General features: G+C 38.6%; 16 protein-coding genes, 16 tRNA genes and 1 pseudogene. 31 read left to right on the plus strand and 2 right to left on the minus strand.

Annotation, left to right across the window (positions count from 1 at the left end; all coding sequences use genetic code 11):
* Positions 1–198: 198 nt before the first annotated feature.
* The 5 genes from LRP83_RS20260 (at position 199) to cshA (ending at position 5,298) form a co-directional block, all read left to right on the plus strand.
* Positions 199–1,281 carry a D-alanine--D-alanine ligase gene (locus LRP83_RS20260; RefSeq protein ID WP_230498569.1) on the plus strand — a complete coding sequence of 361 codons (1,083 nt, stop codon included), beginning with the start codon at positions 199–201 and terminating at the stop codon, positions 1,279–1,281.
* Between the two features lie 74 nt (positions 1,282–1,355).
* Entirely contained in the window at positions 1,356–2,732 is a 1,377-nt protein-coding gene (locus LRP83_RS20265; RefSeq protein ID WP_230498571.1) for a UDP-N-acetylmuramoyl-tripeptide--D-alanyl-D-alanine ligase, read from the plus strand.
* 19 nt (positions 2,733–2,751) lie between these two features.
* Positions 2,752–3,438 (plus strand): alpha/beta hydrolase, encoded by a 687-nt coding sequence (locus LRP83_RS20270; RefSeq protein ID WP_230498572.1) that lies wholly within the window; start codon positions 2,752–2,754, stop codon positions 3,436–3,438.
* A 2-nt stretch (positions 3,439–3,440) separates the two neighbouring features.
* Positions 3,441–3,629: a hypothetical protein gene (locus LRP83_RS20275; protein WP_230498574.1), complete on the plus strand. Its 189-nt coding sequence runs from the start codon at positions 3,441–3,443 to the stop codon at positions 3,627–3,629.
* A gap of 166 nt (positions 3,630–3,795) precedes the next feature.
* On the plus strand, positions 3,796–5,298 hold the full coding sequence (gene cshA, locus LRP83_RS20280) for a degradosome RNA helicase CshA (protein ID WP_494337130.1): 1,503 nt from the start codon (positions 3,796–3,798) through the stop codon (positions 5,296–5,298).
* Between the two features lie 63 nt (positions 5,299–5,361).
* On the opposite strand, the gene LRP83_RS20285 is transcribed toward cshA, so the two are convergent.
* On the minus strand, positions 5,362–5,946 hold the full coding sequence (locus LRP83_RS20285; RefSeq protein WP_230498577.1) for a rhomboid family intramembrane serine protease: 585 nt from the start codon (positions 5,944–5,946) through the stop codon (positions 5,362–5,364).
* 73 nt (positions 5,947–6,019) lie between these two features.
* Here LRP83_RS20285 and acpS point away from each other — a divergent pair, with 73 nt between their 5' ends.
* The 9 genes and pseudogenes from acpS (at position 6,020) to LRP83_RS20330 (ending at position 13,675) form a co-directional block, all read left to right on the plus strand.
* Positions 6,020–6,400 (plus strand): holo-ACP synthase, encoded by a 381-nt coding sequence (gene acpS, locus LRP83_RS20290; protein ID WP_230498578.1) that lies wholly within the window; start codon positions 6,020–6,022, stop codon positions 6,398–6,400.
* A gap of 315 nt (positions 6,401–6,715) precedes the next feature.
* A complete protein-coding gene (locus tag LRP83_RS20295) occupies positions 6,716–7,732 on the plus strand; it encodes a LolA family protein (RefSeq protein ID WP_230498592.1) in 1,017 nt (338 codons plus the stop codon).
* A gap of 250 nt (positions 7,733–7,982) precedes the next feature.
* The gene (gene alr, locus LRP83_RS20300) at positions 7,983–9,170 is read left to right on the plus strand and encodes an alanine racemase (RefSeq protein WP_230498579.1); all 1,188 of its coding nucleotides are present in this window, start codon (positions 7,983–7,985) and stop codon (positions 9,168–9,170) included.
* A 153-nt stretch (positions 9,171–9,323) separates the two neighbouring features.
* Positions 9,324–9,605, plus strand: coding sequence for a CopG family ribbon-helix-helix protein (locus LRP83_RS20305; protein ID WP_230498580.1), 282 nt, complete (start codon positions 9,324–9,326; stop codon positions 9,603–9,605).
* A 4-nt stretch (positions 9,606–9,609) separates the two neighbouring features.
* Positions 9,610–9,960, plus strand: a complete 351-nt coding sequence (gene ndoA / locus LRP83_RS20310) for a type II toxin-antitoxin system endoribonuclease NdoA (protein ID WP_007083556.1) — start codon at positions 9,610–9,612, stop codon at positions 9,958–9,960.
* A gap of 223 nt (positions 9,961–10,183) precedes the next feature.
* Positions 10,184–10,516, plus strand: a complete 333-nt coding sequence (locus LRP83_RS20315; protein ID WP_230498581.1) for an anti-sigma factor antagonist — start codon at positions 10,184–10,186, stop codon at positions 10,514–10,516.
* Complete coding sequence (gene rsbW, locus LRP83_RS20320) at positions 10,513–10,986, plus strand: anti-sigma B factor RsbW (protein ID WP_230498582.1); 474 nt, start codon at positions 10,513–10,515, stop codon at positions 10,984–10,986. The genes LRP83_RS20315 and rsbW overlap by 4 nt, the downstream gene beginning before the upstream one ends.
* Positions 10,964–11,758, plus strand: coding sequence for an RNA polymerase sigma factor SigB (gene sigB, locus LRP83_RS20325; protein ID WP_230498583.1), 795 nt, complete (start codon positions 10,964–10,966; stop codon positions 11,756–11,758). Before rsbW ends, sigB begins: the two co-directional genes overlap by 23 nt.
* A 166-nt stretch (positions 11,759–11,924) precedes the next feature.
* Positions 11,925–13,675: pseudogene (locus tag LRP83_RS20330) on the plus strand (Tex-like N-terminal domain-containing protein).
* Between the two features lie 596 nt (positions 13,676–14,271).
* Here the strand turns inward: LRP83_RS20330 and cmpA are convergent.
* Positions 14,272–14,385 carry a cortex morphogenetic protein CmpA gene (gene cmpA, locus LRP83_RS20335; RefSeq protein WP_230498585.1) on the minus strand — a complete coding sequence of 38 codons (114 nt, stop codon included), beginning with the start codon at positions 14,383–14,385 and terminating at the stop codon, positions 14,272–14,274.
* A gap of 121 nt (positions 14,386–14,506) precedes the next feature.
* Between cmpA and LRP83_RS20340 the strand changes: the two genes are divergently transcribed.
* From LRP83_RS20340 to LRP83_RS20420, 17 genes are all read left to right on the plus strand, one after another.
* Entirely contained in the window at positions 14,507–14,980 is a 474-nt protein-coding gene (locus tag LRP83_RS20340) for a SprT family protein (RefSeq protein WP_230498587.1), read from the plus strand.
* A 132-nt stretch (positions 14,981–15,112) separates the two neighbouring features.
* Positions 15,113–15,187 (plus strand) — tRNA-Asn (locus LRP83_RS20345).
* Between the two features lie 7 nt (positions 15,188–15,194).
* Positions 15,195–15,285: transfer RNA gene (locus LRP83_RS20350), tRNA-Ser, on the plus strand.
* Positions 15,286–15,294: 9 nt separating this feature from the next.
* Positions 15,295–15,366: transfer RNA gene (locus LRP83_RS20355), tRNA-Glu, on the plus strand.
* A 104-nt stretch (positions 15,367–15,470) separates the two neighbouring features.
* Positions 15,471–15,547, plus strand: a tRNA-Asp gene (locus LRP83_RS20360).
* Between the two features lie 15 nt (positions 15,548–15,562).
* Positions 15,563–15,637: transfer RNA gene (locus tag LRP83_RS20365), tRNA-Gln, on the plus strand.
* A 24-nt stretch (positions 15,638–15,661) separates the two neighbouring features.
* A tRNA-Lys gene (locus tag LRP83_RS20370) sits at positions 15,662–15,737 on the plus strand.
* Positions 15,738–15,769: 32 nt separating this feature from the next.
* Positions 15,770–15,854, plus strand: a tRNA-Leu gene (locus LRP83_RS20375).
* A gap of 89 nt (positions 15,855–15,943) precedes the next feature.
* A tRNA-Leu gene (locus LRP83_RS20380) sits at positions 15,944–16,029 on the plus strand.
* A 74-nt stretch (positions 16,030–16,103) separates the two neighbouring features.
* A tRNA-Arg gene (locus LRP83_RS20385) sits at positions 16,104–16,180 on the plus strand.
* A gap of 6 nt (positions 16,181–16,186) precedes the next feature.
* Positions 16,187–16,263 (plus strand) — tRNA-Pro (locus LRP83_RS20390).
* A gap of 22 nt (positions 16,264–16,285) precedes the next feature.
* A tRNA-Ala gene (locus LRP83_RS20395) sits at positions 16,286–16,361 on the plus strand.
* 37 nt (positions 16,362–16,398) lie between these two features.
* Positions 16,399–16,475, plus strand: a tRNA-Met gene (locus LRP83_RS20400).
* A gap of 81 nt (positions 16,476–16,556) precedes the next feature.
* Positions 16,557–16,633 (plus strand) — tRNA-Ile (locus LRP83_RS20405).
* 34 nt (positions 16,634–16,667) lie between these two features.
* Positions 16,668–16,760: transfer RNA gene (locus LRP83_RS20410), tRNA-Ser, on the plus strand.
* 25 nt (positions 16,761–16,785) lie between these two features.
* A tRNA-Met gene (locus tag LRP83_RS20415) sits at positions 16,786–16,859 on the plus strand.
* A gap of 41 nt (positions 16,860–16,900) precedes the next feature.
* Positions 16,901–16,977, plus strand: a tRNA-Asp gene (locus LRP83_RS20420).
* The last annotated feature ends 79 nt before the right edge of the window (positions 16,978–17,056 follow it).

Raw genomic sequence — 17,056 nt, forward strand, 5'->3', positions numbered from 1 at the left:
CCCGTCGTTCAATCGGCGGGTTATTTAGTGTTAGGCAAAACTACTACTGATTAGGAAAATAATAAGATACAACCGAGCTCCATTTTCATAAACATATAGGAGTATAGACTTAATTGGGCAAAATGATTCGGTTATCTTTCGTATGTTATTAGAGAAAGTGGTAAAATAAATACGTGAAAAAAATGGAGGTACAACTACATGAGAACGAAACTTGGTTTATTATACGGAGGCAAGTCTGCCGAACATAAAGTCTCGATGCAAACTGCAATGGCAGTCATTAAAGCTCTTGACTTAGAAAAGTTTGATATACATCCCATTTATATTACAACAGAAGGTCAATGGGTTAGAGGACCACAATTAACTGGACCAGTTGATAATATAAAAGCTTTGGAGTTCAATTCGGAAGAGGCGCAATCTCCTACGGCACTAGCACCGAAGGTATTTAACGGAAATGATCATGATTCACAGGCATTAGATGTCATTTTCCCATTACTCCATGGACCAAATGGAGAGGATGGCACCGTTCAAGGGCTTTTAGAACTATTGAACCTACCATATGTCGGAAATGGGGTACTTGCGTCAGCTGCTGGAATGGATAAGGTTTTTATGAAAAATATTTTTGCGCAAGCAGATTTAGCTCAGGTCGCCTATGTTTCATTTATCAGAAGCGAATGGGAAAAGGAACGAGAAGCAAGCTATTTAAAAGTGGAAGGCCAGTTAGGATATCCTTGTTTCGTTAAACCTGCAAACCTTGGTTCAAGTGTAGGGATTAGTAAATGTTCGAACCGTGAAGAATTAGAAAATGCGTTTATTGATGCTTTCCAATTTGATCGCAAGATTATTATTGAAGAAGGTGTTGTGGCAAGGGAAATTGAAGTGGGGATTCTTGGAAATGATGAACCGGAGTGTTCGGTCGCAGGTGAGATTATTCCGAAAACAGAATTCTATGATTATAAAGCGAAGTATGAGGATGGGGATACAGCTTTAGTCATACCTGCGGATATTTCCGAAGAAGTGTATGATGAAATGAAGGAAATGGCCATCCGAGCCTATAAAGCTTTAGATTGTTCAGGATTGGTGCGTGCCGACTTCTTTTTAACAAAAGAAGGAAAGCTATTAATTAATGAAGTCAATACAATGCCTGGATTTACGCCATTCAGTATGTTTCCATTACTCTGGAAGCATACAGGTGTAGAGTATCCAGAATTGATCAAGCGACTTGTAGACCTTGGAACAGAAAGACATAAGGAAAAACAAAATATTAAACATATTTTAGACTAAAACATACATCATGGGTCTGACCGAACTAGTGCTTTTTTGGTCAGGCTTATTGTTGTATAGGAAGGAGAATTCCCATGATTCAAAGAACAATCAAGCAATTATCGGAAATGATTTCAGTAATAAATGATTATCAGTCTTTTGAAAATAAAACGATTCAAGGTGTCTGTATCGATACGCGCAACCTGGTTATGGGCAGTTTGTATGTTCCAATTATTGGACAGAATTTTGATGGACATCAATTTGTGGAGGAAGCGATTAATCAAGGAGTAGCAGCAGCTCTTTGGCAAAGAAATGTTCCGAATCCCCCTGTACATCTACCTATTCTCATCGTAGAAGACACTTTAGAAGCACTTCAACAATTGGCCAAGAGTTACCGTCATCAATTGAACCTTAAGGTGATTGGGATAACGGGAAGTAACGGAAAAACAACAACGAAAGATATGGTCACGAATCTTCTTTCGCTTCAGTATAAGGTTCAGAAAACAGAAGGAAACTATAATAACCACATCGGACTTCCCTTAACAATATTGCAACTAGAGGAAGATACTGAGATGTCGGTATTGGAAATGGGAATGAGTGGACGAGGTGAAATAGACTTTTTGTCTAGGCTCGCAAGTCCAGATGCGGTTATCATTACAAATATCGGGGAGTCGCATTTACTAGATTTAGGTTCTCGTGAGGGGATTGCGGAAGCGAAGCTTGAAATTCTAAATGGTCTTAAAGCTAATGGTAAGATTATTTATTTTGGCGATGAGCCGTTATTAAGGGATAAATTGGACCACTACGACGGCGATGCAACCCTTTTCACTTTTGGGAAGACTGAAAGCAATACCATTTACCCAACTGAAATCACGACAACTGATAGTGGAAGTTATTTTAAGGTGAATAATATTGATGAAGTCTATCACTTACCTGTATTAGGGACCCATAATATTATGAATGCACTCAGTGCGATGCTTGTAGCCAACGAGTTTCATATTCCATTTTCAAAAATTAATGAAGGCTTTAAAAGTTTAAAGCTGACAAATATGAGAATGGAGCTACTGGAAGGGGCAAATGGTGTAAAAATAATAAATGATGCTTATAATGCAAGTCCTACTTCTGTGAAGGCTGCGATTGAATTAGTCTCCTCACTACCGGGTTATGAGAAGAAGGTTCTTGTGCTCGGAGATATGCTTGAGCTAGGTCCAGATGAAGTGGATTTTCATTATGAAATTGGGAAGGCGTTACATCCAGAGAAAATTGATTTGGTTTATACCTTTGGTAAGTTGGGTAATGAAATAGCAAGAGGTGCAAGAGAAACTCTACAGGAAAACCAAGTCCAAACTTTTACAAATAAACAAACACTCATCGAGGAATTAAAAAAACAATCAAAACCAAATACTTTAGTGTTAGTAAAAGCATCAAGAGGAATGAAATTAGAAGAAGTTGTTGTCGGATTACAGACCTAGTAATGAGTGGTGAGCTATAATGATCGGATGTTTATGTATTCATGGATTTACTGGCTCTCCATATGAAGTAGCTCCTCTTGTCGATTTTTTTAAAAAAAGAACGGATTGGCTACTAAGGATACCAACATTGCCTGGACATGGTGACACCTTGCGGTTAAAAGGGATTTCCTATAGGGAATGGCTGGAACATGCCGAAGTGGAACTAAAGTGGCTGCTTGATCAATGTGAAAAGGTGTATGTCATTGGGTTCTCTATGGGTGGCATGATTGCCAGTTATTTATCGACAAAATACCCGGTTGATAAGCTTGTTTTATTAAGTGCGGCTGCTTATTATATTAATCTAAAGCAACTAGCAGAGGATATGAAAGAAATAGTTCGGGACAGTTTTAGAGGAAATCTGGCGAGTAACGAGCTATTTCAGCGTTATAAGAAAAAAATAACAGAAACGAACATCGGAGCAACCATCCAATTTCGAAAATTGGTTGCGGAGATTAGACCGATGTTACCCGAGGTTAAGGTACCTACCTTGATTGCCCAAGGTGAAGCAGACGGGATTGTTCCAATGAAAAGTGCCCAATATCTATATGAATCCATTGGAGCAAATAAAAAAGAAATTCTCTATATACCGAAATCGAAACATCATATATGTCATTGCGAAGATAATGAGCTACTTTTCGAGAAAATCCTGTCCTTTTTAGTCATTTAGAGATGGAAGGAATAATGGTGCTTATTGCCAATCGTTTGCAATTGAATTTATTTGGTGTTATGATTGAAATCAAAGTGTCTAGAGGAAATTTCTTTTTAAATTTAGGGCATACTCCACAGGGAGAATGTCTTTTTTTGATGATAGCTTGTCTTGCATTAAATGTTGTTTTTCGAAACACACTAAAACTGTAAACTAGAGTTTCGTGCTCTTTATATGAACTATACATTAGTTCCCATGTGACTTAAATGATTCGCACTATAAGTGTATTGAAAAATAACAAAATTTACGAAAAGACCTTACTGATAGACGTATGGTAAGAAATTTTTTAAATATAAGGCTTTACGAAGGAGAATGAAAATATTGGCAAGATTTGAAGATTTAGGTATAAGTCAAGATACGATGAAATCATTAAAAAGAATGGGGTTTGAGGAATCAACTCCAATTCAAGCAGAAACAATTCCTGTAGCTTTATCAGGTAAGGACTTGATCGGACAAGCGCAAACAGGAACAGGGAAAACAGCAGCATTTGGTATTCCGTTAGTGGATAAAATTGATCCAAAGATTAACGGTATCCAAGGAATTATTATTGCACCAACGCGTGAGTTAGCGATTCAAGTTTCTGAAGAGCTTTACAAAGTTGGGTACGGTAAAAGAGCTCAAGTCCTTCCGATTTACGGTGGGCAAGATATTAGCAGACAAATTCGATCGCTTAAGAAAAATCCACATATTATTGTTGGTACACCTGGTCGTGTGCTGGATCATATTAACCGTAAAACCATGGATCTTTCTAAAGTTCACACCGTGATTTTAGATGAAGCAGATGAAATGTTAAACATGGGCTTTATTGAGGATATTGAGTCGATTCTTTCTCAAACTCCTTCAGAACGCCAAACTTTACTTTTCTCAGCAACAATGCCAGGACCAATTCGCAAAATTGCCGATCGTTTCATGAAGGATCCGGAAGTTATTAAAGTGAAAACGAAAGAGATGACTGTCCCTCTTATCGATCAATTCTATATTGAAGTACAAGAAAGAAATAAATTTGATACGTTAACAAGAATATTGGATATCCAATCCCCTGAATTAGCTATTATTTTTGGAAGAACGAAGCGTCGTGTTGACGAGCTTTCAGATGCGTTAACTCAAAGAGGATATACAGCAGAAGGAATTCATGGTGACTTAAGCCAAGCAAAACGTATTTCTGTACTGAAGAAGTTTAAAGATGGTTCCATTGATATCCTAGTAGCGACAGATGTGGCTGCTCGTGGATTGGACATTTCTGGAGTTACTCATGTATTCAACTTCGATATTCCACAAGATCCTGAAAGTTATGTTCACCGTATTGGTAGAACAGGTAGAGCTGGTAAAGCAGGAGAAGCAATCACGTTTATCACACCACGTGAGAAGTCTTTCTTAGACATTCTTGAAAGAACGACAAGATCAAAAATGGAGCGCATGAAGCCACCAAGCTTAGATGAAGCTCTAGAAGGTCAACAAAAAGCAGCACTTGATAAAATTATGGCCGCTATTGAAAGCAACAACCTTCAATTCTATAAGCGTATGGCTGACCAGATTTTAGAAGAGCATGATGCTTCAACTGTAGTAGCAGCTGTATTAAAGATGCTTACGAAAGAACCGGATACAACTCCAATTAAATTAACTGAAGAATCGCCACAACAACGTCGCGATAGAAAGCCACAAGATCGTGATCGTCGTAGAAATTATAAAGATTCTAATGCAGGCGGTGCAGCGCGTAAAAAGAGCCCAGCACGTCAAGGTCAAGGACGTAAACCGAGCGGCGGTACTGGCGGTAGCACTGGATCTGGTAAATCATCAAAGCCTAGAAGTTTTAACCGTTAATTAGAAACAAATAAAAAAAGAACATGATAACGTTCATGTTCTTTTTTTTATCCTTTTTCCTCATTATTTCTTTAAAAGTATAGCTCCAATTAAATATCCTGAAATTAATCCGAAAATATGTGCGGTAACGTTTATATTAGGTTGTAAAAACGTCATAATGATACTAAGGATAGCGATGGTTTTTACTAATTGAGCATTTTCACGGGAAAGCATCGATTTTCGAAATGAAATAATCGCTAAATAATAACCAAAAAGACCAAAAATCGCACCACTTGAGCCTACATGAATATAAGTGAGAGGTTGTATAAGGAAGGTAGCTATATTTGCAGCGATTCCAGAAACAAGGTAAATAGTTAGAAAACGGCCTTTTCCTGCGATTCTTTCTAATGCTGGTCCGAAAAGAACTAAGGAAAAGCTATTAAATAGTAAATGAGTAAAGCCGCTATGTAAAAAAATAGGGGTAAGAAGCCGCCAAAACTCACCATGTGCTACATATAAATTCACACCAGAAAACGTTTCGTATATCCACGTCCTAGGAAGGAAAGGGATATATCCAATAACAAATACTAACAAATTAATGAAGATTATGACTGAAACTATCGGATAAAATCGCAGGAATTCTTTAAAGCTTTCTGTACGAGTAAACATAAATGCCCCCCTGAAAAAAGAAGTTTGTACTAATGGTTATGCAGATTAAACCTATTTAGAAGGATGTTGAATAATGATTTCGGGAATTGGTATCGATATTATTGAATTGAACCGTATTAAAACCATTATAGATAGACAACCAAAATTTATACAACGGATATTAACTGAGAATGAGCTGTTAGTTTTTGAAAAATTATCTGCTGAAAGAAAAGTTGAATTTCTGGCGGGAAGATTTGCTGCAAAGGAAGCATATGCTAAAGCAAATGGGACCGGAATCGGAAACCAACTTTCCTTTCTTGATATCGAAATTCAGCCAGATTCTTTTGGAAAACCACAAATTGTTGCACCGAATAATAAAGGTGTACATCTTTCTATTTCTCATAGTAGAGAGTATGCGGTTGCCCAAGTAGTAATAGAAGGCTGTTTTCGCAAAGATTGTTGCTTTTCGAACTAAGTTTAAACCCGTATTTATTAAGGCTTCGGGGCATCTTTTCGTCATTGTATTCAAATTTTTATGTGCTCTACCTTTATTTTGTTTGGTATTTTAGTAGCAATAGCAACAAAGTTTACGAAAAGAGCCTAATCAAAAAAATTAAAATTTTTCAAGCTTGTCATCCATGTCCGTCATAATCCCTCAGGTTGTCTCATATATTCATAGTGCAATAGGGGAGACAAGGCTATGCTTGGACGAAAGGAATTTCCTTTCGCAAAGAATTGCCATGTCGTCTCTCTATATACGTATGAAATGAGACAAGAAGGGGTTGAAGGAATGAAAAGGAAGTTGTTCCTGCTATTCGTTGGGCTAATGGTAATGTTTGTACTAGCAGCATGTGGTGCAAAATCACAAGAAGATGTGGTGAAGGAACTAAATAGCAAGTTGGGTGATTTAGATAGCTATAAGGTCAATGCTAAGATGACCTTACAAATGGGTGCAGAACCACAAGTTTATAATGTGGAAATCTGGCATAAGGACCCTACTTATTATCGTGTAAACTTGAAGAATGCAAAGCAAGATCAAAGTCAAATGATCTTACGCAATGATGAAGGAGTATTCGTTTTAACGCCTGCGTTAAATAAAAGTTTTAAATTCCAAAGTGACTGGCCGCAAAATAGCAGTCAAGCCTACCTTTATGAATCATTAATTGCAGATATCATTGAGGATAAAGAAGCGAAATTTGAAGCGACTAAAGATCATTATGTCTTTGAAACAAAGACACGATATCAAAATAATAAAATGCTACCACTACAAGAAATTAAGTTAAACAAAAAGGATTTATCTCCAAGTCAGGTGAAAGTGATGGATCCAGATCGTAATGCACTAGTGACTGTCGAATTTGAGAAAGTGAAATTTGATGCTAGCTTTGATAAAGATGACTTTGATATGAAAAATAACATGACTAGAGCTAATATTGGATTACCGGCAATGGCTGAAGTGAAAAATAATGAATTTACCGTTAAATATCCATCTGCAGAAATTCAAGGTGTAGGTTTAATTGATGAAGATGAAGTGGCAATTGAAGATGGAAAACGTGTGATTTTAACATACGGTGGTGGAGAAAAATCATACACCTTAATCCAAGAAAGAGCAGTAGCTGTTGAAACAATTGGCACCTCTTCCCTTGTAAATGGTGAACCAATTGATTTAGGCTTCACTATCGGGGCATTAACTGAGCGTTCCATTACCTGGACCCAAGATGGTGTGGATTACAAGCTTGCTTCCAACGACCTAACTCCAGAAGAAATGGTTATGGTAGCTCGTTCTGTTGAGGTAAATGGGGTAAAATAACAACCCAAGCTAAAAGCAGGCCTTTATATGAGGTCTGCTTTACCTTTGTTTAAAAATAAAATAGTTATTATTGATGATTTATATAGGTTTGGAAAAGGTATAGAATAGGTAAAAGAATCGATGACACATTAGGATTCTTGAGTGCCAAAAACAGTTAGAAAGAGGTAGACGATAACGCAAGACACTCTAAGGGTAAAAAACGATTTGACAAGCGGTACAAAACAGTTTAATAATCGATACATTAAGTTTTATGTATATAGGAAGTGGAATGATGGAGCAAGGTTATTTTTATCGAGATACGTGGGCAGAAGTCGATTTAGATGCAATTAAGGAAAACGTTCAATCGATCAAACGGATCCTCCCGAATGAGGTTCAGTTTATTGCGGTTGTGAAAGCAAATGCTTATGGCCATGGCGCTGTTCAAGTTGCTCAAACCGCACTACAGGCTGGTGCAACCTATTTAGCAGTTGCTTTTTTAGATGAAGCTCTTGCGCTACGAGAACAAGGGATTGATGCACCTATACTTGTATTAGGAGCTAGTCGTCCGAGGGATGTAAGTGTAGCTGCCCAACATCACGTAACATTAACAGCTTTTCGGACCGATTGGTTTACTGAGGCTCAACAATTTCTTGAGAAAAATCAAGTTTTAAATGTACATGTAAAAATAGATACAGGTATGGGCAGAATTGGCATAAGAGATAAAGAAGAAGTGAAAGCTATTTGTGATTTTGTAAAAAAAGATAGTCGGTTTTTCTTAGAAGGAGTCTTTACCCATTTTGCCACCGCTGATGAATTAGACGATAACTATTTGCGTGGTCAGCACCAAAGGTTTCTTGAAATTCTATCTGTTTTTAAAGAAAAACCAAAGTTGATCCATTGCAGTAATAGTGCAGCAACCTTAAGATTTCCATTTGCTTTATTTAATGGTGTCAGAGTTGGAATTGCGATGTACGGTTTAACTCCTTCGAGAGAAATGGAGCCATTACTTCCTTTCGAATTAAAAGAAGCTTTCAGTCTTCATTCGCAGCTTGTACACGTGAAAAAGCTTCAAAAGGGTGAGAAGGTAAGCTATGGAGCTACCTATGAGACTGGCGAAAAGGAGTGGATTGGCACCGTCCCAATCGGCTATGCGGATGGGTGGATACGTAGACTACAGGGACAAGAGGTAATCGTCGAAGGAAAAAGAACGAAGATTGTTGGAAGAATATGCATGGATCAATGCATGATTAACCTCCCTCATGCTCTCCCCGTCGGTACAAAGGTTACGTTAATTGGAAAGCAACAAGATGAGAATATTTCATGTAATGAAATAGCTCAAAAGCTTGAAACGATTAATTATGAGATTCCATGTATTATCTCAAATCGTGTTCCAAGAGTGTACATGCGTTCTGGTAAAATGGTTGAACTTCAAAACCCTTTATTACACAATGACCACTGAATGGCAAAATAGCATAAAAAGTCTGTATAAAAAGTTGATTTTTAAGCGGATAATACAGAAGTACTCTTAAAATACTTTGCATATCGTAGGATTGATGGTATTATTAAAACTGGTAAGTATAATGGTGTGTAGTGATGGCGGAGGTGTATGTTTGTGTCTGAATCCAGCGCAACAACGGAAATCTTAGTGGAATTACCGCAACATTTATTAAACGAGTTAGATGGTTTTGTTAAACAAGAGAATGTAAACCGAAGTGAACTCATTTATCAAGCAACGAAAATGTACTTGCGCGAACGGAAAAAGAGACAAATTCGTGAAGCCATGAGAAGAGGCTATATGGAAATGGCAAAGATTAATCTTACCATTGCATCCGAAGCATTCTTAGCGGAGTACGAAGCGGGACACACAGTAGAACGTCTTGTTAGCGGAGGATAATCCGTTGATTGTGAAGCGTGGTGACGTATATTTTGCTGACCTATCCCCAGTTGTTGGTTCAGAACAAGGCGGCGTCCGACCAGTACTTGTCATCCAAAACGACATCGGGAACCGGTTTAGTCCCACCGTCATTGTTGCAGCAATCACAGCTCAAATCCAAAAAGCAAAGCTGCCAACTCATGTCGAAATTGATGCGAAACGTTATGGTTTTGAACGGGATTCCGTTATTCTGCTAGAACAGATTCGTACAATTGATAAGCAGCGGTTAACCGATAAGATTACTCATCTTGATGACGAAATGATGGAAAAAGTGGATGAAGCCCTACAAGTTAGCTTAGGTCTTATCGAGTTTTAAAGAATCATCAACGCTCTTTTATAGAGCGTTTCTACATACTAAACGTAATATACTGGTGTATCTGCAAAAGACAAGCAACCGAGGCTTGTCTTTTTTTAATTGTTTTGAAAAAAAGAGAATCGAGACAATTCTACAATCATAATCATCAAAAGAGAGGTTTAGGCGGAAAAATATTGGGGTAATTAAAATACATGACTACTATCAAAAAAAGCGGAGGTCAGGTATGAATTTGTCTATAACTATTAATTCGACAGAACGGCAAACACATGTATCTGTAAGTGGAGAAATTGATGTATACACGGCTCCCAAGTTAAAGGAGAAGCTTTTTCCATTCTCTGAAAAGGAAGAAATGAATTTAATAGTCGATCTCAATGGAGTTACATATATGGATAGCACCGGTTTAGGCGTTATGGTTGGGGTATTTAAATCGCTGCGTAAACACAACGGAAGACTTCAATTGACAGGTTTATCAGACCGAATAAATAAGCTTTTTATGATTACAGGCCTTGCGGATATTATGAATATAAAAAGTGGGGTAGAAGGTGAAGAAGTATGAATCAACCGTATGATTATATTGAGATAAAGATACCAGCCAAACCAGAATATGTCGCGGTCATCCGTTTAACTTTATCGGGGATAGCTAATCGGATGGGGTTTTCCTACGAAGACTTAGATGATTTGAAAATTGCTGTTAGTGAAGCTTGTACAAATGCCGTACAGCATGCCTATAAGTTAGAGGGGCAAGGGGAAGTACAAGTTGGATTTGGGCTTTATCGTAATCGAATAGAAATCATGGTTGTTGATCATGGTCAAAGCTTCGATTTTGAACTGGCTAGGAATGGGAAGGGTCCATATGCTATGCATGATTCTATCGATTTTTTGCGAGAAGGAGGTCTAGGTCTCTACCTGATAGAAACTTTAATGGATGAAGTAAGAATTCATCAAACCGAGGGTGTAACAGTTTTTATGACCAAATATATAGAAGGAGAGCAGGTGGAGATTGATGCAAAAGCCATCTCAACCTAATAGTCTTTCTCAAGAGTCGATTTATCAACTAATTAAAGCTTATCAACTACATCAAGACGAACAGGCTCTAAACCAGTTAGTTATTCACTATCAAAATCTAGTAGTGGTACTAGCCAGAAAGTATTCGAAAGGTAAAGCTTATCATGAGGATATTTATCAAGTTGGAATGTTAGGACTATTAGGGGCCATTCGAAGGTATGATGAAGGGTTCGGCAAAAGTTTTGAAGCATTTGCTGTTCCGACCATTTTAGGAGAGATTAAACGATTTCTTCGTGATAAAACCTGGAGTGTGCACGTTCCAAGACGGATAAAAGAGCTCGGGCCAAAAATTAAAACGGTTGTTGAAGAACTCACAAGTAAACTACAACGTTCTCCTAAAGTAATAGAGATAGCTGAGGAATTAGATGTTTCAGAAGAAGAAGTATTAGAAGCGATGGAGATAGGGAAGAGCTACCAAGCACTTTCGGTCGATCACTCTATAGAGGCCGATTCAGAAGGTGGAACGGTCACTCTATTAGATTTAGTTGGTACAGTTGATTCAGGGTACGAAAAGATTAATCAAAAATTAGCGCTTGAAAAGGTACTATTTATTCTTTCGGAACGGGAGAGGCAGATTATTCAGTATACGTATCTTGAAAACCTAAGTCAAAAGGAGACAGGTGATAAATTGGGGATTTCTCAAATGCATGTTTCACGTATTCAGCGGCGAGCGATAAAAAAATTAAAGGAAGCAATCCAAACAGATAGGAACGATATGGAGTTTTTTTCATAATAGAGTCGAAAAATAAGAATAGTTAAATTTATGTACACAGCCCATTATTAGTCTACTCTGGATAGAGTAGGCTTTATTTCTGTAAAGATTCGTATAGGATTTTTAACGTTTAGGCACTTTTTTGATACAATGGTGATAGAGTTTTAAGAGCTGGGGGTTTGAAAAATTGGAACAAACTATTGAGAAGAAAGACATTTTATTGAAACAAATTGCAACTGAGCAAAATTTATTATTAAAACAAGTAAAAAGTGTAATAGATCTGATGGAAGATGGAAATACGGTTCCGTTTATTGCGCGTTACCGGAAAGAACAGACAGGAGCTCTAGATGAAGTTCAAATAAGAGACATTAGTGAGCGCTGGCAATACATACAAAACCTAGAACAACGAAAAGAAGAGGTAGTAAGGATTATCCATGAGCAAGGTAAGCTGACACCAGAACTAGAGCAACAAGTACGTAAAGCAACTAAATTACAAGAAGTAGAAGATCTTTATCGTCCTTATAAGCAGAAGAAACGAACTCGTGCGACGATTGCGAAGGAGAAGGGTCTTGAGCCCCTGGCAGAATGGCTTATGTCGTTCCCGCAAACGGGAAGTGTAGAGGCAAAAGCTCAAGAGTTTTTATCTGGTGAAAAAGAAGTAACTACAATTGATGAGGCAATTGCTGGAGCAAAGGACATTATCGCTGAATGGATATCTGATGATGCAGACAGTCGAAAGTGGATCCGACAAGAAACGTTTAAAAACGGTAGAATTGAAACGAATGTTAAAGATGCAGAAAAGGACGAAAAGAAAGTTTATGAAATGTATTACGAATATGAAGAGCCTGTTGCAAAAATTGTTCCCCATCGTGTGTTAGCTGTTAATCGTGGGGAAAAGGAAGATATTTTGAAGGTTTTAGTAAAGCCTCAGACTGAGTCAATACTGGGGTTTCTAACAAAGAAATGGGTGAAGAACTCCAACTCCATTGTAGCAACCCTTGTTGTAGAGACGATTGAAGATAGCTATAAAAGGTTGATACAGCCTTCGATTGAAAGGGAAATTCGTAATGAATTAACCGAAAAAGCCGAAGAACAAGCGATACACATTTTCTCGGAGAATCTACGAAATCTTTTATTACAACCACCACTAAAAGGGAAAATCGTTTTAGGTGTCGACCCAGCCTATCGGACAGGCTGTAAATTAGCAGTAGTAGATGATACTGGTAAAGTATTAGAGATTGGTGTTATTTATCCGCATCCACCAGTAAATAAATTAGAAGCAGCAAGAAAAAGAATTTTTGACATTATCAAACAGTATAAGGTCGAAATGGTTGCAATAGGAAATGGAACTGCCTCTCGAGAAACAGAACAGTTCATCGCGGATATATTAAAAGAGGTTGAAGAAGAGGTATATTACCTCATTGTTAATGAAGCTGGTGCTAGTGTTTATTCGGCATCTGATTTAGCCCGTGAAGAATTTCCTAATTATCAGGTAGAAGAACGTAGTGCTGTTTCCATTGCACGTCGTTTACAGGATCCGTTAGCAGAACTAGTAAAAATTGATCCGAAATCGGTTGGGGTTGGGCAATACCAACATGATGTATCACAAAGGATATTATTGATGCACTTGTGAGACCTGAACGAGATCCTCGTGATGAGTTGCCAGCTCCTTTATTAAAAAAGGATGTATTGCAACTCGAGGATTTAAAATCAGGAATGGAGCTACAAGGTACCGTTCGAAATGTAGTTGATTTTGGTGCATTTGTCGATATCGGTGTGAAGCAGGATGGCCTTGTCCATATTTCTAAATTAACAAAACGTTTTGTAAAGCATCCGTTAGACATCGTATCAGTTGGTGATATCGTTACCGTCTGGGTAGATTCAGTAGATAAACAAAAGGGACGCGTTTCACTAACAATGTTGCCACCAGGGGAATAATTCAAGGATAAGCCCTTCCGTTTTGAGGTGCATATCCTATAAATAACAATGAAGAAGGCGTGCAATCTGACAACAGATTTGACACGCCTTTCCATTATTATGCCACCACCCATAAATTTAAATATAGTGCGAACCCTAAGGACCTAGATGAGGGAATCGGTTTGGTTGGATAAATAAGCGGAGAAAACTCTCTTAATTACGAAATAGCACTGAAAATAGCTTAAATAGACGGAAGGATTCCGACTATTTACTCAAAAAACGTCAAAATGGGTCATTTTACATTGCTTAATCGGAAAACCTCCGCTTATATACCTCGAACCATGTCCTATTACGTGCTTTAACCGGAAAATCTCCGCTTATCTAAATATCACCTGTTACAAAATTAAGGATAAGAATTCTTATGTATTTAGAAATGTCGTAAGAAATGAAATCCCAATTGACACTTAATTTTGTGTGTCCAACAAGCTTCTTCCTTAAAATTTATTATTAAAGGTTTTACTTTTCTATAAGAGGCATTTCTAATCCTTATATGATATGAAAGGGAAAATGGCATACGTCGATTCGTATGCCATTTCCGTATCAAAACGGGATTACTATTAGGAGCAGTGTTTTTTTCTATAAAAAAACCAACATTGATTTAATAGTTTGATTTGATAACGGTTCTTCTCATAAAAAGCCCTTTGCATTTGGTTTTGGAGCCAAACAGGCATAAGAGGAAACCTCCTTAATATGATAGATTTTCAGGTGGAATTCACATCGTTTTATATGATTAGGTATCTATAATGTATGCTATAATAGTTTGTCATGTTCTTGAAAATGGAGGGGGCACAAATGACAAATGAAGAGCTACAATTATTAGTGGAAGAAGTTTCACTTCAGTTCTTTCAAAAACCATTTCGCCATCTAGCTATCTTTAATTCAAGATTGAAGACAACTGGTGGAAGGTATATCCTACAAACGCATAATATTGAGATTAATAAACGGTATTTGGAACAATTAGGGAGAGAAGAATTAATCGGGATTGTTAAGCATGAATTATGTCATTATCATCTCCATTTAGAAAAGAAGGGATATAAGCATCAAGATAAAGATTTTAAGAATTTAATGATGCAGGTCGGTGCTCCAAGGTTTTGCAGGCAATTACCTGATCGACCGAAAACAAATAGAAGCGCAAAGATTTACGTGTATTCATGTTTGGGGTGTTCGCTAGTCTTTAAAAGAAAGCGGACTGTCAATGTGAAGAAGTATGTTTGTGGAAGATGTAAAGGCAAATTAAAACAAATAACAGTATTGACATCGGAATAAACTGTTGCTAAAATCAACTTCTGCAACTAGGAAGGTTTCTATTGTTTGATAAAAGGATGATTTTTACTTCTTGACTTTTGACCTCGACGTTTTTATAATATAAATTGTCGATAAGACAACAATTAATAATGTTCCGCAGTAGCTCAGTGGTAGAGCATTCGGCTGTTAACCGAACGGTCGTAGGTTCGAGTCCTACCTGCGGAGCCATTTTTATGGGGAAGTACTCAAGAGGCTGAAGAGGCGCCCCTGCTAAGGGTGTAGGTCGGGTAACCGGCGCGAGGGTTCAAATCCCTCCTTCTCCGCCATAAATTTTAGGCCCCTTGGTCAAGTGGTTAAGACACCTCCCTTTCACGGAGGTAACACGGGTTCGAATCCCGTAGGGGTCATTGGCAATTGGTGGTTAGTAAGTGGCTGGCTAGGACGGCTTCCTTGCTGACTACCATATAATAAATCTTGTAAGTTGTTTTTAAGGAAACCACTTAAAATACTTGGTCCGGTAGTTCAGTTGGTTAGAATGCCTGCCTGTCACGCAGGAGGTCGCGGGTTCGAGTCCCGTCCGGACCGCCATTTTTTTCCTATAATTGGGCTATAGCCAAGCGGTAAGGCATCGCACTTTGACTGCGACATGCGTTGGTTCAAATCCAGCTAGCCCAGCCACTTTTTTTTTTTTCTTTTTTTTTTGAGCCATTAGCTCAGTTGGTAGAGCATCTGACTTTTAATCAGAGGGTCGAAGGTTCGAGTCCTTCATGGCTCACCAAGTTTTTTGTGAATACAAACTATCATTAATATGCGGGTGTGGCGGAATTGGCAGACGCACCAGACTTAGGATCTGGCGCCGCAAGGCGTGGGGGTTCGACTCCCTTCACCCGCACCAATTATCATTCCTGAGTAGAAAAACCAGTTATTTACACTTGTAAATAACGATGGTATTTGTTAACATTATAAATGTTCTTATTTACTAATGCGGTCGTGGCGGAATGGCAGACGCGCTAGGTTGAGGGCCTAGTGGGGGCAACCCCGTGGAGGTTCAAGTCCTCTCGGCCGCACCAAAATTAAAATAAAAAACACCTTGACATTTATAACTTCAAAATGGTATTATGATTAAGTTGCTTTTACAACATATGCGCCCGTAGCTCAATTGGATAGAGCGTCTGACTACGGATCAGAAGGTTATGGGTTCGACTCCTTTCGGGCGCGCCATATGAACGGGAAGTAGCTCAGCTTGGTAGAGCACTTGGTTTGGGACCAAGGGGTCGCAGGTTCGAATCCTGTCTTCCCGACCACTTCATTTTAATGACTATTCCTGGGGTCTTAGCTCAGCTGGGAGAGCGCCTGCCTTGCACGCAGGAGGTCAGGGGTTCGATCCCCCTAGACTCCACCAAGTTTTTTGCAAAAGCAAAACAACATATATAAATTGTGGCGGTGTAGCTCAGCTGGCTAGAGCGTTCGGTTCATACCCGAAAGGTCGGGGGTTCGAACCCCTCCGCCGCTACCAATTATTTTTTGTACTTTGAAAAATACCAAGTTTTTTGCGAATGCAAAATAACCATGAGTTTTACAGACACAAATATTTATTGGACCTTTAGCTCAGCTGGTTAGAGCAGACGGCTCATAACCGTCCGGTCGTAGGTTCGAGTCCTACAAGGTCCACCAGAGTTTTTTGCGATAGCAAAATAACATTCAATACGGAGGAATACCCAAGTTCGGCTGAAGGGATCGGTCTTGAAAACCGACAGGCGGGTCATACCGCGCGGGGGTTCGAATCCCTCTTCCTCCTCCATAATTTTTTAATAGTTTATTATCGTCGCGGGGTGGAGCAGCCCGGTAGCTCGTCGGGCTCATAACCCGAAGGTCGCAGGTTCAAATCCTGCCCCCGCAATTATTTTTGGTTATTTTCAAGAAAAACACTTGAAAATACTTGGTCCGGTAGTTCAGTTGGTTAGAATGCCTGCCTGTCACGCAGGAGGTCGCGGGTTCGAGTCCCGTCCGGACCGCCATTTTTTTCTAAAAAAAATGTAAATTCTACTTATGGCTCAGTAGCTCAGTCGGTAGAGCAAAGGACTGAAAATCCTTGTG

It is taken from the genome of Pseudoneobacillus rhizosphaerae (assembly GCF_917563885.1).
Classification (GTDB): Bacteria; Bacillota; Bacilli; order Bacillales; family Cytobacillaceae; genus Pseudoneobacillus; species Pseudoneobacillus rhizosphaerae.

Coding starts and splice junctions, on each gene's coding strand:
- LRP83_RS20315 (WP_230498581.1), top strand. CDS start 10,184: ATGAATTTGTCTATAACTATTAATTCGACAGAACGGCAAACACATGTA.
- LRP83_RS20275 (WP_230498574.1), top strand. CDS start 3,441: ATGGAAGGAATAATGGTGCTTATTGCCAATCGTTTGCAATTGAATTTA.
- LRP83_RS20260 (WP_230498569.1), top strand. CDS start 199: ATGAGAACGAAACTTGGTTTATTATACGGAGGCAAGTCTGCCGAACAT.
- sigB (WP_230498583.1), top strand. CDS start 10,964: ATGCAAAAGCCATCTCAACCTAATAGTCTTTCTCAAGAGTCGATTTAT.
- LRP83_RS20265 (WP_230498571.1), top strand. CDS start 1,356: ATGATTCAAAGAACAATCAAGCAATTATCGGAAATGATTTCAGTAATA.
- cmpA (WP_230498585.1), bottom strand. CDS start 14,385: ATGCCTGTTTGGCTCCAAAACCAAATGCAAAGGGCTTTTTATGAGAAG.
- LRP83_RS20270 (WP_230498572.1), top strand. CDS start 2,752: ATGATCGGATGTTTATGTATTCATGGATTTACTGGCTCTCCATATGAA.
- rsbW (WP_230498582.1), top strand. CDS start 10,513: ATGAATCAACCGTATGATTATATTGAGATAAAGATACCAGCCAAACCA.
- LRP83_RS20295 (WP_230498592.1), top strand. CDS start 6,716: ATGAAAAGGAAGTTGTTCCTGCTATTCGTTGGGCTAATGGTAATGTTT.
- acpS (WP_230498578.1), top strand. CDS start 6,020: ATGATTTCGGGAATTGGTATCGATATTATTGAATTGAACCGTATTAAA.
- alr (WP_230498579.1), top strand. CDS start 7,983: ATGTATATAGGAAGTGGAATGATGGAGCAAGGTTATTTTTATCGAGAT.
- LRP83_RS20285 (WP_230498577.1), bottom strand. CDS start 5,946: ATGTTTACTCGTACAGAAAGCTTTAAAGAATTCCTGCGATTTTATCCG.
- LRP83_RS20340 (WP_230498587.1), top strand. CDS start 14,507: ATGACAAATGAAGAGCTACAATTATTAGTGGAAGAAGTTTCACTTCAG.